This is a genomic window from Anaerobiospirillum thomasii, assembly GCF_900445255.1.
GTDB classification, from domain to species: domain Bacteria; phylum Pseudomonadota; class Gammaproteobacteria; order Enterobacterales; family Succinivibrionaceae; genus Anaerobiospirillum_A; species Anaerobiospirillum_A thomasii.
In genome coordinates this window covers 864537-881256 of record NZ_UAPU01000005.1, presented here as the reverse complement: position 1 = coordinate 881256, position 16720 = coordinate 864537, and the positions used below count along the sequence as shown (strand labels likewise).

General features: G+C 38.9%; 11 protein-coding genes. 9 read left to right on the top strand and 2 right to left on the bottom strand.

What is annotated here, in order from left to right; all coding sequences use genetic code 11:
* Positions 1-103 precede the first annotated feature (103 nt).
* Positions 104-418 (bottom strand): hypothetical protein, encoded by a 315-nt coding sequence (locus tag DRZ93_RS03995; protein ID WP_113743094.1) that lies wholly within the window; start codon positions 416-418, stop codon positions 104-106.
* A gap of 16 nt (positions 419-434) precedes the next feature.
* Positions 435-1247 carry a hypothetical protein gene (locus DRZ93_RS03990; protein WP_113745866.1) on the bottom strand — a complete coding sequence of 271 codons (813 nt, stop codon included), beginning with the start codon at positions 1245-1247 and terminating at the stop codon, positions 435-437.
* A gap of 284 nt (positions 1248-1531) precedes the next feature.
* On the opposite strand from DRZ93_RS03990, the gene DRZ93_RS03985 reads away from it, so the two are divergent.
* From DRZ93_RS03985 to DRZ93_RS03945, 9 genes are all read left to right on the top strand, one after another.
* Positions 1532-3361, top strand: coding sequence for an AAA family ATPase (locus DRZ93_RS03985; RefSeq protein WP_113745898.1), 1830 nt, complete (start codon positions 1532-1534; stop codon positions 3359-3361).
* Between the two features lie 177 nt (positions 3362-3538).
* A complete protein-coding gene (locus DRZ93_RS03980) occupies positions 3539-5374 on the top strand; it encodes an AAA family ATPase (protein ID WP_113745897.1) in 1836 nt (611 codons plus the stop codon).
* A gap of 177 nt (positions 5375-5551) precedes the next feature.
* Positions 5552-7387 (top strand): AAA family ATPase, encoded by a 1836-nt coding sequence (locus tag DRZ93_RS03975; protein ID WP_113745896.1) that lies wholly within the window; start codon positions 5552-5554, stop codon positions 7385-7387.
* 176 nt (positions 7388-7563) lie between these two features.
* The gene (locus DRZ93_RS03970) at positions 7564-9396 is read left to right on the top strand and encodes an AAA family ATPase (protein ID WP_113745895.1); all 1833 of its coding nucleotides are present in this window, start codon (positions 7564-7566) and stop codon (positions 9394-9396) included.
* A 359-nt stretch (positions 9397-9755) separates the two neighbouring features.
* The gene (locus DRZ93_RS03965) at positions 9756-10955 is read left to right on the top strand and encodes an efflux RND transporter periplasmic adaptor subunit (protein ID WP_172458028.1); all 1200 of its coding nucleotides are present in this window, start codon (positions 9756-9758) and stop codon (positions 10953-10955) included.
* Entirely contained in the window at positions 10956-12944 is a 1989-nt protein-coding gene (locus DRZ93_RS03960) for a MacB family efflux pump subunit (RefSeq protein WP_113744849.1), read from the top strand.
* Positions 12945-12947: 3 nt separating this feature from the next.
* Entirely contained in the window at positions 12948-14216 is a 1269-nt protein-coding gene (gene pepT, locus DRZ93_RS03955; RefSeq protein WP_113744848.1) for a peptidase T, read from the top strand.
* Between the two features lie 10 nt (positions 14217-14226).
* The gene (gene rfbD / locus DRZ93_RS03950) at positions 14227-15120 is read left to right on the top strand and encodes a dTDP-4-dehydrorhamnose reductase (RefSeq protein ID WP_113744847.1); all 894 of its coding nucleotides are present in this window, start codon (positions 14227-14229) and stop codon (positions 15118-15120) included.
* Positions 15121-15137: 17 nt separating this feature from the next.
* Positions 15138-16559, top strand: a complete 1422-nt coding sequence (locus DRZ93_RS03945; RefSeq protein ID WP_113745893.1) for a TolC family protein — start codon at positions 15138-15140, stop codon at positions 16557-16559.
* Positions 16560-16720: the final 161 nt, after the last annotated feature.

Here is a 16720-nt window from a genome sequence, read left to right as displayed (position 1 = left end):
GATAAATAAAGAAAATCACCTAAAATAACAGCATTTTTAGGTGATTTATATCACAATTCTATACAGATATTTTTCTTTTATTTTCAATGGTTTAAATCGCAACTTAAGTATCAAGTCTTAGCAGCTCTTCAAGCTCACTGCGAGTATAAGAAAGGGGAATTTTTCCTTCATCTAGCTCTATATCAAAACGACCAGAGTTGAGTACTCTGCGTACCAGCGAAGTTCCACTACTATCCACTATAATCATCGTGGCTATGGTCCTTTTCTTGTTAAAGGTAAGTACTGCTATGCGGTCTACTCCGTTCCAGCCAACACCAAATGCATTATTAGACAGCTGAGCTAAAAGCCTGTACATGCCAAAACGGCCACTGACAGGCTCTCGGACCAGCACAATACGCATATTCTGAGGTAAAAACATTATCTATCTCCTAAGCTCACGCCTGATTTATGCCAATATGACTTATAAGTTTTGCTATAGATAGCTCTGGCTCAGCTACACTGCAGTATTCAAAAGAGATAGTGCCCATATTTACTTTTATCAAATGATTTGATTTAGTATCTGAGTGGGTTACACCATCCTGATTTATAAGCGCAGGAACCGATTTGACGCCGTCTTCTTCCTCTGTTTGACTTCTTAAAGCCACCGACATGGTTGATGAACCTGCCATATCATGTGAAGGCAGAGCTTCAGCTGGTAGTGTTGTATCTGCTAAGGGTGTGGCCTCTGACTGAGCATCATCAATTACATCTATAAAACTAAATGGCTTTAACTTTTCAGAGCAGACATAACTGCCTTGGGTATCTGCCAGCTCATGCTCTTTATTGTTCTGTGGAATATCATTGTTATAATGAAGTATTAGTGTTGGCAGATACATGCCATCGGCAGACTTAAGCAGCGTACCATTCTCAATACAATATTTTGTGGTAGGATGTGAAAACTGTCTTATGATTTTATAACCGAAGTGATTTGAAATACCAAACTTTTTACAAATATATGCTAATCCTCTTCCGTCCTTCACCAGACGGTATATTTCTTTAAGCAATGTTATCAAGGCCAGTTGCTCGCGACTTTCAAACAGATCACCTAAGATCTCTCGGGCGAAAATTAAAATGCTACGCTGAGTGGCCATACCATACTTATGGCTTAATTGATAAGAGCAAAGCTTGGTCTGAATCAAATCGTTAGTAAGAGCCTTACGTTCTTCTTCAGAAAGATTATTTACAGATTTTAAATTTGGGCGATCCATATAGTCTCCTCCGTTTTGGAAATATTCTATATAGATCAGCGACTTTTTAAAGGGTCCTAATAGTTTCTAGTTACTAACAACTTGTGTAGTTAAATCATATTATAGATAAATTATGTAGGAGACAGGGCTCTTGTGAGCTACATTTACAAGCATTGACAGTATGTATTCTAATTTATCAAGAATGCTAGTATCATAGAAATAAAACGCTCAGATGTATGCACAAAAAGTCATAAAAGTACAATACAAAGCACCACATATTTTTAGGAACATTAAAGGTTTTTATTATGGACATAAATGACATGATATCTGTATTGCCAGGCTGTGAGAGCTTTGAAAAGCTTATTGAGTCTAATGCTTATTATGTAGATAAAACCTCATTCTTAAAAACACTCTTTTACAGTCCTAAAGGGGTGGAAAATGCCTTATTTACAAGACCCCGTCGCTTTGGAAAAACTTTAAATATGTCCATGATAAAGGCCTTTTGTGAGCTTGACTATAAAAATCCTGGGGATATTACCTATCAGCAAAAACTCTTTATAGACAATGACCGTAATCTTGCAGTCTCTCAGGATGAGTATAAAGAGCTGCGCGATAAGGTCATGGGACAGCTGCCTGTTATCTATGTCTCCTTTAGAGGTGTTGAGGGCCTATGTTTTCATCATGCCGTTGATAAAATTATTACTAAGATAGCACTGCTGTATAAATATTTTCTGTTTCTTGCTGATAGTAAAAAAATACCTCAGGCGCAAAAGGATCTTTTTTTAAGCATTTACAATTTTTGTTTCAAACACAAAGGTGAATTAAAAAATGATGCTTTGCTTGATAAGGCAATATCCTATTGTGGAACCTTCATACCAACACTAGCTGATATGCTCTATACAGAGTATGACAGACAAGTTTTAATCCTTATAGATGAGTATGATGTCCCATTGCAAAAGGCTGTTGTGGCCCAAGAGCCTTACTATGAGAAAATGCTTGCTATTATCCGTGATATAAGTGTTAATACCTTTAAACAAGATCCTGATGCCTGGCTGTATAAGGGCATTATTACAGGCTGTTTAAAAATTGCCCATCAAAGTGTCTTTACTGATGCTAATAACTTTACCACCTTTAATGTTAACTCTAAGCTCTATTCCTCGTTCTTTGGATTTACACAGGAGGAAACCGATAAAATTCTATGTGACTTTGGGGTAGAGTCTAAAAGAGATGAGATTAAAAAGTGGTATAACGGCTATAGATTTGGCCATGAGAATGTCTACTGCCCATGGTCTTTAATGGAGTACTGTTTATCAGTAACTGATGGTAGCGAGGAGCCTGAGGCCTATTGGGTCAACACCTCTGGCAATGACATTATTACTCTGTTTACTAAAAACTCAATAGAGGCTAATGATGCTGACAATATACAAAAGCTACAGGATTTAATGGATGGTAAATCAGTTTTAATAAAACTCTCTGAATTTAGTGTTTATCCTGATATTAAACAAGGTATGAGCTTTGATACCTTTTGTACCATGATGCTGCAAACAGGCTATGTCACCTTTGATGAAAATTCAAAACTCAAAGGAATGGTAAGCGTTAAAATACCAAACCATGAGGTAAGGCAAGCCTTTGAGACCAAATTCTCTTGCTTATATTCTAATGACAATGATGTCTGGAAAGATGAAGGCTTTAAGCTTTTAGATGCAATGATGAGCAATGATATTGACATGGCTCAGGCTATTATCAATGCAGTATTGGCAACATATATAAGTATAAGACACTCAGGCTCAGAGCAATACTATCATGGCTTGATGCAGGGTCTTTTACTAACCGCTGCACAAAAGAAGAGAGTTAAGGTACTAGATGAGTCTGAAAGCGGTATTGGCTATAGCGATATTATACTTAAAGATTTTATGCATAAAAGAGCTGTAATCCTGGAGTTTAAGCGCGCTGGCGATGAAGATCTATGCCTTAGGACAGCTAATGAGGCTACAGAGCAGATTATAAAAAAAAGATATACAGATCTTTTTGATACGCAGTATACACAGGTATACGGCATAGGTATTGGCTTTTGTAGAAAATACTGTGAGATAGCATCTCTTGGTAATATTGCAAAGCAGGTCAGATCTGACTAAAAAGTATTGGATGTAAGATAGGTATTATATGACACCATACACTACCTAAGTGTCAGTATTCTGATTTATCAAGAATGCTAGTATCATAGGAAAAAATACTCAGATGGATACTCAAAAAGTCATACAAGTTCTATACAAAGGCACCACATATTTCTTGGAAGATTAAAGGTTTTTATTATGGACACACACGCAAAGCCAAAAGTATTACCAGGATGTGAGATCTTTGGAAAGCTTATTGAATCTAATGCTTATTATGTAGATAAAACCTCATACTTAAAAAATCTCCTTGAAAGCTCTGATGAGGTTGAAAATGCCTTATTCACAAGACCCCGTCGCTTTGGCAAAACCTTAAATATGTCCATGATTAAGGCCTTTTGTGAGCTTGACTATAAAAATCCTGGGGATACAACCTATCAGCAAAAGCTCTTTATAGACAATGGCCGTAATCTTGCTGTAGCTCAGGATGAGTACAAAGAGCTGCGTGCTAAGGTTATGGGACAGCTGCCTGTTATCTATGTCTCCTTTAGAGGTGTTGAGGGCTCTTGCTTTTATGAGGCTGTTGAAAAATTAGTAATTAAGATTTTCAACTTATATGAAGCATTTGCCTTTTTGCTTGATAATCCCAAAATATCAGATAACAGAAAAAATATTTTTTCCACTATATTCGATTTTTGCGCAAATAACCTTAATCTATCAGCAGATTTAACAAAACTCAATGATGCTGTAACTTATTGTGGTCTTTTTATACCCAATCTTGCAAAAATGTTATACCTTGCCTATGGCACAAAGGTTTTAATCCTTATAGATGAGTATGATGTGCCATTGCAAAAGGCAGTTGTGGCTGAGAAGCCTTACTATAATAAAATGCTTGCCATTATCCGTGATATAAGTGTTAATACCTTTAAACAAGATCCTGATGCCTGGCTGTATAAGGGCATTATTACAGGCTGCTTAAAAATTGCCCATCAAAGTGTCTTTACTGATGCTAATAACTTTACAACCTTTAATGTCAACTCTAAGCTCTATTCCTCATTCTTTGGCTTTACGCAGGAGCAGACTGATAAAATTCTATGTGACTTTGGGGTAGAGTCTAAAAGAGATGAGATTAAAAAGTGGTATAACGGCTATAGATTTGGAGATGATTATGTCTACTGCCCATGGTCTTTAATGGAGTACTGCGCCGCATCAAAACGCAACGGCAGCAATGAGCCTGAGGCCTTCTGGGTCAACACCTCAGGCAATGACATTATTACTCTGTTTACTAAAAACTCAATAGAGGCTAATGACGGTGACAATATACAAAAGCTACAGGATTTAATGGATGGTAAATCAGTTTTAATAAAACTCTCTGAATTTAGTGTTTATCCTGATATTAAACAAGGTATGAGCTTTGATACCTTTTGTACCATGATGCTGCAAACAGGCTATGTCACCTTTGATGAAAATTCAAAACTCAAAGGAATGGTAAGCGTTAAAATACCAAACCATGAGGTAAGGCAAGCCTTTGAGACCAAATTCTCTTGCTTATATTCTAATGACAATGATGTCTGGAAAGATGAAGGCTTTAAGCTTTTAGATGCAATGATGAGCAATGATATTGACATGGCTCAGGATATTATCAATGCAGTATTGGCAACCTATATAAGTATAAGACACTCAGGCTCAGAGCAATACTATCATGGCTTGATGCAGGGTCTTTTAGTTTATGTTGCAAGAAGTAAAAGAATAAGGGTATTAGATGAGAGCGAAAGAGGCCTTGGCTATAGCGATATCATTCTTGATGACTATAAAAACAAAAGAGTAGTTATCCTGGAGTTTAAAAAAGCCACTGGACATGTAAAAAACTGTATCAAAGTTGCAAACGAGGCTTTAGAGCAGATTAGGGCTAAAAACTATGCAACACCTTATTTAGATTATTATGAGCAAATCTATGGCATAGGTATTGGCTTTTATCAAAAAAGCTGCGAGATTGTATCTCTTGGTAATATTGCAAAGCAGGTCAGATCTGACTAAAAAGTATTGGATGTAAGATAGGTATTATATGACACCATACACTACCTAAGTGTCAGTATTCTGATTTATCAAGAATGCTAGTATCATAGGAAAAAATACTCAGATGGATACTCAAAAAGTCATACAAGTTCTATACAAAGGCACCACATATTTCTTGGAAGATTAAAGGTTTTTATTATGGACACACACGCAAAACCAAAAGTATTGCCAGGCTGTGAGAGCTTTGAAAAGCTTATTGAATCTAATGCTTATTATGTAGATAAAACCTCATACTTAAAAAATCTCCTTGAAAGCTCTGATGAGGTTGAAAATGCCTTATTCACAAGACCCCGTCGCTTTGGAAAAACCTTAAATATGTCCATGATTAAGGCCTTTTGTGAGCTTGACTATAAAAATCCTGGGGATATTACCTATCAGCAAAAACTCTTTATAGACAATGGCCGTAATCTTGCTGTAGCTCAGGATGATTACAAAGAGCTGCGTGATAAGGTCATGGGACAGCTGCCTGTTATCTATGTCTCTTTTAAAGGTATTGCAGGCCTTTGTTTTAAAGAGGCAATAGAGGAGTTTTTGAATATAATATATGAAGTTTATGATAACTTCTTATTTTTACAAGAAAGTAGCATACTCTCAGATAACGACAAAAGGCGTTTTATAAATATCTATAATGTTTGCACAGATGAAATAAATAATCTTGATGAGAGTAGAAGCTTAAATAAAGCTGTTTCTTGCTGTAAATCTTTTATAAGAATTCTTGCATTTCTTTTACATAAAGAATTTAAAAGACAGGTATTAATTCTTATAGATGAGTATGATGTGCCATTGCAAAAGGCTGTAGTGGCTAAAGAGCCTTACTATGATGAAATGCTCTCCATCATAAGAAGTATAAGCATATCTGTCTTTAAACAGCAGGGTAATCCATGGCTGTATAAGGGCATTGTCACTGGCTGTTTAAAAATTGCTCATCAAAGTGTCTTTACTGATGCTAATAACTTTACCACTTTTAATGTCAACGATGAGAGTTACACTACATTCTTTGGCTTTACGCAGGAGCAGACTGATAAAATCATCAGTGACTTTGGTGTAGAGTCTAAAAGAGATGAGATTAAAAAGTGGTATAACGGCTATAGATTTGGAGATGATTATGTCTACTGCTCATGGTCTTTAATGGAGTACTGCGCCGCATCAAAACGCAACGGCAGCAATGAGCCTGAGGCCTTCTGGGTCAACACCTCAGGCAATGACATTATTACACTGTTTACTAAAAACTCAATTAAGGCTAATGATGCTGACAATATACAAAAGCTACAGGATTTAATGGATGGTAAATCAGTTTTAATAAAACTCTCTGAATTTAGTGTTTATCCTGATATTAAACAAGGTATGAGCTTTGATACCTTTTGTACCATGATGCTGCAAACAGGCTATGTCACCTTTGATGAAAATTCAAAACTCAAAGGAATGGTCAGCGTTAAAATACCAAACTATGAGGTAAGGCAGGCCTTTGAGACCAAATTCTCTTACTTTTATTCAAATGATAATGATAGCTGGAAAGATGAGGGCTTTAAGCTTTTAGATGCGCTTTTGCATAATGATATTATTAAGGCTCAGAAGATTATAAACTTTGTTCTTGATACCTATATAAGTATAAGACACTCAGGCTCAGAGCAATACTATCATGGCTTGATGCAGGGTCTTTTAGTTTATGTTGCTAGTAGTAAAAGAATAAGGGTATTAGATGAGAGCGAAAGAGGCCTTGGCTATAGCGATATCATTCTTGATGACTATAAAAACAAAAGAGTAGTTATCCTGGAGTTTAAAAAAGCCACTGAACATGTAAAAAACTGTATCAAAGTTGCAAACGAGGCTTTAGAGCAGATCAGGGCTAAAAACTATGCGGCAACTTATTTAGATTATTATGAGCAAATCTATGGCATTGGTATTGGCTTTTATCAAAAAGGCTGCGAGATTGTATCTCTTGGTAATATTGCAAAGCAGGACAGAGCTAACTAAAAAGTGCTGTATGTAAGATGGGTATCATGTGACACAATACACTACCTAAGTGTCAGTTTCTAATTTATCCAGAATGCTAGTATCATAGGAAAAAAATACTCAGATGGATACTCAAAAAGTCATACAAGTACTATACAAAGCACCACATATTTCTAGGAACATTAAAGGTTTTTATTATGGACATAAATGACATGATATCTGTATTGCCAGGCTGTGAGAGCTTTGAAAAGCTTATTGAGTCTAATGCTTATTATGTAGATAAAACCTCATTCTTAAAAACACTCTTTTACAGTCCTAAAGGGGTGGAAAATGCCTTATTTACAAGACCCCGTCGCTTTGGAAAAACTTTAAATATGTCCATGATAAAGGCCTTTTGTGAGCTTGACTATAAAAATCCTGGGGATATTACCTATCAGCAAAAACTCTTTATAGACAATGACCGTAATCTTGCAGTCTCTCAGGATGAGTATAAAGAGCTGCGCGATAAGGTCATGGGACAGCTGCCTGTTATCTATGTCTCCTTTAGAGGTGTTGAGGGCCTATGTTTTCATCATGCCGTTGATAAAATTATTACTAAGATAGCACTGCTGTATAAATATTTTCTGTTTCTTGCTGATAGTAAAAAAATACCTCAGGCGCAAAAGGATCTTTTTTTAAGCATTTACAATTTTTGTTTCAAACACAAAGGTGAATTAAAAAATGATGCTTTGCTTGATAAGGCAATATCCTATTGTGGAACCTTCATACCAACACTAGCTGATATGCTCTATACAGAGTATGACAGACAAGTTTTAATCCTTATAGATGAGTATGATGTCCCATTGCAAAAGGCTGTTGTGGCCCAAGAGCCTTACTATGAGAAAATGCTTGCTATTATCCGTGATATAAGTGTTAATACCTTTAAACAAGATCCTGATGCCTGGCTGTATAAGGGCATTATTACAGGCTGTTTAAAAATTGCCCATCAAAGTGTCTTTACTGATGCTAATAACTTTACCACCTTTAATGTTAACTCTAAGCTCTATTCCTCGTTCTTTGGATTTACACAGGAGGAAACCGATAAAATTCTATGTGACTTTGGGGTAGAGTCTAAAAGAGATGAGATTAAAAAGTGGTATAACGGCTATAGATTTGGCCATGAGAATGTCTACTGCCCGTGGTCTTTAATGGAGTACTGTTTATCAGTAACTGATGGTAGCGAGGAGCCTGAGGCCTATTGGGTCAACACCTCTGGCAATGACATCATCACTCTGTTTACTAAAAACTCAATAGAGGCTAATGACGGTGACAATATACAAAAGCTACAGGATTTAATGGATGGTAAATCAGTTTTAATAAAACTCTCTGAATTTAGTGTTTATCCTGATATTAAACAAGGTATGAGCTTTGATACCTTTTGTACCATGATGCTGCAAACAGGCTATGTCACCTTTGATGAAAATTCAAAACTCAAAGGAATGGTAAGCGTTAAAATACCAAACTATGAGGTAAGGCAAGCCTTTGAGACCAAATTCTCTTGCTTATATTCTAATGACAATGATGTCTGGAAAGATGAAGGCTTTAAGCTTTTAGATGCACTGATGAGCAATGATATTGACAAGGCTCAGGCTATTATCAATGCAGTATTGGCAACCTATATAAGTATAAGACACTCAGGCTCAGAGCAATACTATCATGGCTTGATGCAGGGTCTTTTAGTTTATGTTGCAAGAAGTAAAAGAATAAGGGTATTAGATGAGAGCGAAAGAGGTCTTGGCTATAGCGATATCATTCTTGATGACTATAAAAATAAAAGAGTAGTTATCCTGGAGTTTAAAAAAGCCACTGGACATGTAAAAAACTGTATCAAAGTTGCAAACGAGGCTTTAGAGCAGATTAGGTCTAAAAACTATGCAACACCTTATTTAGATTATTATGAGCAAATCTATGGCATAGGTATTGGCTTTTATCAAAAAAGCTGCGAGATTGTATCTCTTGGTAATATTGCAAAGCAGGACAGATCTGACTAAAAGTGTTGGATGGATGATAGGTATTATGTGACACCATACAATACCTTAAGATCAAGTGATTTTAATTACACTTTATAGCGCAACTGGTTAACCTTTTATACACAGAATGTAGATGCGGTTACAGGTGTCATAGGCAAGAGAGGATAAAACCTATCAGCGTGGATATGCCTAATACCTGGCGCATCTACTCACGTCTACAATACCATTGCGCATCCTTATCCTGTTTTTTTAAATTATAAGATCCTTTGTATCTTACGCTTATAAAGCGCAATGCTATATGTGCAGTACTCTAAGACTATGCTATGTTTTTTTTAATATAATTTTGTTTAAATAATATTATGACAGACATGCATGCACATATGAAAAGCTTTATTTTAAAACATAAGATAAAAGTCATGGCAGCTCTGCTGCTTTTAATCCCTGCCATCTATGGTCTGTATCAGGGCTTTTTCAGGCAGGAGCCTGATGTCTATATGCTAATTGAGCCGCAGCGCAGAGATATTGAGCATAAGGTTTTTGCCACAGGTGTTTTATCAGGGGCTCATGAGGTTGATGTTGGTGCGCAGGTCTCAGGGCAGATAAAAGAGATCTTTGTGACGCTGGGTCAGAAGGTAAGAGCAGGTGACATGCTCTGTCTTATTGATCCAAAGACACAGGAGAACAGATTAAAAAGCGCCAGGGCTCAGAAAAAACTTATTTTGGCGCAGATAAAGGCACAGAAGGCTACAGTAAAAAAGCTCTCTCTTGACAGAAAAAGACAGCTTGAGCTTAAAAAGATAGATGCAGTTTCTGATAAATCTCTTGAGGAGGTTGTGGCCAGTTATGAGATAGCCATGGCCCGTCTTGAGGAGCTTGAGGCGCAGCTGACACAATCAGATCTTGAGATTGAAAATGCCACTACCAATATAGGCTATACACAGATAAGAGCTCCTATTGATGGCTCTGTCTATGCCATTCCCGTCAAGCTTGGACAGACTGTCAATGCCAATCAGAGCACACCTACACTTATAAAAATTGCCAATCTTGATACCATGGTGCTTGAGGCGGAAATTTCAGAGGCTGATGTTATCAATGTCAAAACCGGCCTTAAGAGCAGATTTAGTGTACTTGGTATGCCAGGCGTCTTTTTTGATGCCAGACTTACCAATATAGATCTGGCACCAAAATCTTCACAGGAGGCAAATTCCTCATCGCTTGGATCACAAAATGCCACAAGTCAGGCTGTGTACTACAATGCCCTGCTTGAGGTTGACAATAAAGATAATCTTCTGCGCCTTGATATGACAGCACAGGTTGAGATCTTAATTGACAGTGTACACAATGTCATGTCACTGCCTTTAAGTGCCATACGCTCTGATGATTACAAAGGCCATGGTACTGTATATATACTTAAGGGTGAGGAGGTTTTTAGCAAAGATGTTGTTCTTGGGCTTCGTGATGAGCAGTATATTGAGATAAAAAGCGGTCTTGACGGGTCTGAGAGCGTGGTGCTTGGCGATGATGTTAAAAGCTCACAAAAGGAAGTGATGTCAAAAATGCGCAAAGTACGGATGCTGTAAATGAGTGATTATATTATAAAGCTTGAGAATGTTAGCCGTACCTATTGTCAGGGCAATATACAAAGCACAGTGCTAAAGGATGTCTCACTTGGCATTAAAAAAGGCGAGATGGTGGCTATTATCGGCCCCTCAGGCTCTGGCAAATCAACGCTTATGAATATATTAGGTTGCCTTGACAGGCAAAGTGAGGGTAGCTATGAGGTCGATGGCATTGATACCAATAAGCTTGATGCCATGGAGCTTGCCTCGCTGCGTCGCAGCTTTTTTGGCTTTATCTTTCAGCGCTATCATCTTTTAGCGCATTTATCGGCCCTTGAAAATGTGCAGGTACCTGCCATTTACTCTGGTGTTAAAAAAGAAAAAAGAGATAAAAGGGCTATGCAGCTTCTAGAAAGCCTGTCTTTAGCCTCACGCCATTTTCACAAACCATCAGAGCTCTCAGGCGGTCAGCAGCAAAGAGTGTCCATAGCCAGGGCGTTGATGAACGGCGGACAGATTATTTTAGCTGACGAGCCTACAGGTGCTCTTGATAAAAAATCTGGTGTGGAGGTGATGCAGATTTTAAAGGATCTGCATCAAAAGGGGCATACTGTTATTATTGTAACTCATGATATCAATATTGCCCTTCAGGCCTCGCGCATTATCTCCATTGAAGATGGCCGTATTGTCAAGGATGAGATAAATACACAGTATCAAAGCTCAGATGAGAGCGCCAGGACTAAGAGCACTAAGGACAATGCCCTTGATAGCAGCTTTAGAGTAAAGCAAAGCTGGGCTACAAGTACTCTTGCCAGCTTTGATCGTTTTAAAGAGGCTTTGAACATGGCGCTTATGGCCATGAATGCCAACAGGCTGCGCACGCTTTTAACCATGCTTGGCATTATTATAGGTATTATGGCTGTAATCAGTGTGGTGGCGCTGGCCCGCGGCGCCTCTGACAGGGTTATGGCCAATATTGCCTCCCTTGGCACCAATACCATAAGCATCTATCCTGGCACGCATATGGGTGATGTGCGCATGGGTCTGGTGCGCACTTTAAGTGTGCGTGATTTAAATGCTCTGGCAGGGCAGCCATATACAGATTCTGCCACCCCATCCTTTGAGACCACGGCGCTGTTTAGAAACGGCTCGCTTGAGTCAAATGGTACGGTCAAAGGTGCCTCACATGAGCTTTATAGAGTATCTGGTCTGAAATTAAGGTTGGGGCGCTTTATAAGTGCCTATGATGTGACACACAATCAGGCTGTGTGCACCATAGATCACAATACCTATATAAATTTATTTAAAAATATAAATCCTTTAGGGCAGGTGCTGCTTGTCAACAAGGTGCCGCTGCGTATTGTAGGTGTGCTTGAAAAAAGCGATTCACCTTTTGTGCATCCTGACAGACTGCAGGTGTATATACCCTATACTGTAGCTATGAGCCGTGTGTCAAAGCAGGATTATCTGTCATCTATTGTCATAAGAATCAAGGATGGTTTTGACACAGCTGTTGCAGAAAAGTCAATTGTATCTTTACTTACGAGCCGTCATGGCAGAAAAGACTTTTTTATCTTCTCATCTGACTCTATTATGCGCTCGGCAAGTCAGGCCAATATGACCTTTACGCTTTTAATCTCGGCCATTGCCGTCATCTCGCTTATTGTAGGCGGCATTGGTGTTATGAATATTATGCTCGTTTCTGTAACTGAAAGAACGCGCGAGATTGGTATACGCATGGCAGTTGGCGCAAGAGAGAGTGATATTATGGTACAGTTTTTAATTGAGGCTGTGGCCGTGTGTCTTTTAGGCGGGCTTTTAGGTGTGTTATTATCATATGGTCTTGGTATTATTGTAGGCTCTTTAAGTGACAGCATAGTCATGTCCTTTTCACTTGAGTCTATAATAGCAGCTGTAGTCACATCAACATTAATAGGAGTAGGCTTTGGCTTTATGCCGGCGCGCTCTGCCTCACGCCTGAATCCGATTGAGGCCTTATCAAGAGAGTAGTATATGGAAACACAAAAGGGCAATTATACCTACCTTACCAATCTGCGCAGCAATGACAGACTTGTAGACACTTTTGCAGATCTTATAACCTTTGATACCAGGGCCGAGCCAAAGAGTGATAATTCACCATCATCAATTGGTCAGCTGCGTCTTGGTGCCAATATTCTAAAGCGCATCAACAATATGGGCTTTAAGGGCGTGCAGAATCAGCACGGTGCCATTATTGTGCATGTGCCGCCAACTGCTGGCTGCCAGAATGTTCAAAGGCTGTGTCTGCTCTCACATCTTGATACAGCCTGTGATGCAAGCGGTGCCAATGTCAATGCCAGACTTGTAAAGAATTTAACCCATGATGCCATTGAACTTGACAACGGTCTTATTATAGATGAGAGCATCTGCCCTGAGCTGTGTGAGCACAAAGGCGATGATATTATCATTACAGACGGAACCACACTGCTTGGTGCCGATGACAAGGCCGGTGTTGCTGTCATGTTGCATCTTTTAGAGACTTTGGCCAATGAGAATATAGAGCATGGTCCTTTGTGCTTTGCCTTTACAGTAGATGAGGAGATTGGCCGTTCGTGCAACTCTATCTCTTTGACAGAGCTTGACTCTGATTTTGCTGTCACCATTGACGGGTGCAATATAGGTGAGCTTGATGTAGCCACCTTTAATGCCAAAGAGGCAGTATTTGATATAAAAGGTCTGTCAATACATACAGCTGTGGCCTATAAAAAGCTTGTCAACGCTGCCAAAATAGCCTCACAGATTGTCTCAGAGCTACCTGATAATGAAAGTCCTGAACAGACCTATGGTCTTGACGGTTTCTATCATGTCCATGAGATCTCAGGTAGTGTGCAGAGTGCCACAGTGCGTCTTATTGTGCGTGATTTTGACAAGGATGGCATTGAGCGCAGAGCCAATTTTCTGCGCAGTCTTGAAAGCAGATTCAATGAGATGTACGGCCCTGGCTGCGTAAGCCTTAGCATTTATGATCAATATGAAAATATGGCTAAAGTGCTTAAGAAAAATCCTAAGATTTTAGAGCTGTGCCGCGAGGCTTTTGCCATGTGCGATGTAGTGGTCAAAGAAAATTATGTGCGCGGCGGTACAGATGGCTCACATCTGTGTGCCATGGGGCTGCCATGTCCTAATATCTTTACAGGAGCTCTTAACTGTCATGGTCCTTATGAATGTCTGCCTGTAAAATCACTGCACAAGTCCTATGAAGTTGCACTGCAGCTTGTAAAGCTTGTGGCACTTGAAAAATAGGACACAGCGCATGAGAGCTTTGCTGACAGGAGCTGCAGGACAGGTGGGCAGTGAGATAACTCAATGCCTGCTGCAAAATGGTATTGAGACCATAGCCGCCACATCATCCGATCTTGATATAACCAAAAGGGATAATGTCATTGCGGCTATATGTGATACAAAATGTGATGTGGTTATAAATGCAGCGGCCTACACTGCAGTTGACAGGGCACAGACTGAGCAGGAAAAGGCCTTTGATATTAATGTCAGAGGCTGTGAGTATTTAGCCAAGGGCTGTGCCATGGCCAGTATTCCTTTAATTCATCTGTCAACAGATTATGTGTTCTCACTGCCAGGTCTTATGCCGCATTGTGAAACTGACAGGGCAAGTCCCAATGGCGTCTATGCCAAAACCAAGTATGAAGGTGAAAGGCGGGTGCTTGGCTTTAATCAGAGATCCATTGTGCTGCGCTGTTCATGGGTTTTTGGCCGCTATGGCAGCAATTTTGTCAAAACCATGCTGCGCCTTGGTATGGTCAATGACAAACTTTCTGTAGTATGCGATCAGATGGGCTCTCCTACCCCGGCTCGGGCCATTGCCAGTACTGTTGTTGAGATAGCTAAAATAATCTGTACAGATAAAAGCTTTAATGACTATGGCATTTATCATTATGCAGGTGCGCCATATACTACATGGGATGAGTTTGCACGGGTCATATTCAAAAGGTCTTTGGAGCTAGGTTATATAGATCATGAGGTTGCAGTTAAAAGCATTAAATCGCATGAGTATAAATTTGCCATAGACAGACCTCTTGATTCGCGCCTTGACTGCTCTTTGATTAAAAAGATTTTTAATATAGATATGCCATTATGGGATCAGTATCTTGATGAGACTCTTGAGGCGCAGTATAAGGCAATGACATAAAAAAGAGCTTTAGGATTATGGCAGTTTATAAAACTTACTTAAAATATATTGCAGCAGCTGTTTCAATCTCCTGTCTTGCAGGCTGTCAGGTGGCAGATGAGAGGGTAAATATTGATCTGATACACGCATCTGCCTTTGCAGATACTGCTCTTGGTGTATCACAACAAGAGCTTGATAAGAAATTTTACACCTTATTTGAAGATAAGTTATTAAACTCCTATGTAGAGACAGCTCTTTTAAATAACAATACTTTAAAAAAAGCATTTTTGGCTTTGAAAAACTCAAGTCTTAATCTTGCTCTTATCAAAGATGACAGCTCATTTAAATTATCAGGCAACCTTGGTGTACAAAACAGAAGGGCTCTTGATTATCATGAGAGTTTTAAAAACAGCTCCTCATCATCTTTGGGCCTTAACTATGTTTTAGATGTCTTTGCCAAAAACTCCTATAAAGAGGAGGCAGCTGAGCAGGAACTTAAAGCCTCGGCCTTTGCCTATCTTAATGTGAGACTTGGTATTATTGAGTCTGTTATAAGTGCCTATCTGCAAAGGGTTTTTGCTCTTGAGGCCTTATCCCTTGCCAGAGATGATCTAAAGGACAGCAAGAACAGGCTTGATCTTGTGCAAAAGAAATATAAAACAGGGCAGATAGATGCTCTTGAGTATGACAGGGCTTTGCTTGATTATAAGGATACACAGCAAAATCTGTATATGCAGGAGCATAATCTGTCTCAAAGTTCCAATGCACTTAATGCTCTTTTAGGGCGTAGCTATGACAGTTATCTGCAAAGCGGCAGTCTTGATAATATAAAAGAGCCTGATTTTATGTTAAAGCTGCCTCTTGCTCTTTTAAAGAGCAGAGCAGATCTGCAACAAGCCTCTTATAATATAAAGATGGCCTTATCCGATCTAAAAGTGGCACAGAGGGAGTTTTTCCCAGAGCTTAGTGTCTCTGTAGGTATCAATGCAGGAGATGGTCTGTCTCTTGGCCGTCTTATCTCAAATCCTGTGCTGTCTTTGGGCTCTTTTATCACATTGCCTTTTTTAAATTACAATGAGCTTAGAATAAAGGAGAAAATGCAAAGAAACACACTTGAGAGCTATAAGGTTGAATTTGTAGAACTGTATGTCAATGCTCTAAAGGAATGTTCTGATGCTCTAAATGCCCAGCGCTATTATAAAGACAGTCTCATACGCGCAAAAAGCGCCTATGAGCTTTCATCTCTTAACTATCAAAGGACACTGGCAAAATACAAACTAGGTGACATGTCTTTAAGTGATTTACTTGATGCTGCCGCCATATTAAGGCAAAAGGCTCTTGCACAAAAGCAGATGCAGTTTAATCTGTTACTATCGCAGCTTGATCTTATGATAGCTCTTGGCGGTGGAGTTGATAAAGAGGATTTAAACGAGCTTTACAACAGTCTGGATAAGTCCTGACCACATATTTTTTTACAAAATTAAGTCTTTTAAGCAGTTTTATAGAAGATTTAAAAAACATCTGCCTAAAGTTGAGTGTTTGAGTGCTGTTTTTATCCTATGTTTAAAGACTTAAACTCTCCTTTGGCAATAATTCGCATCTGAGTATTTTTTTATTCAAT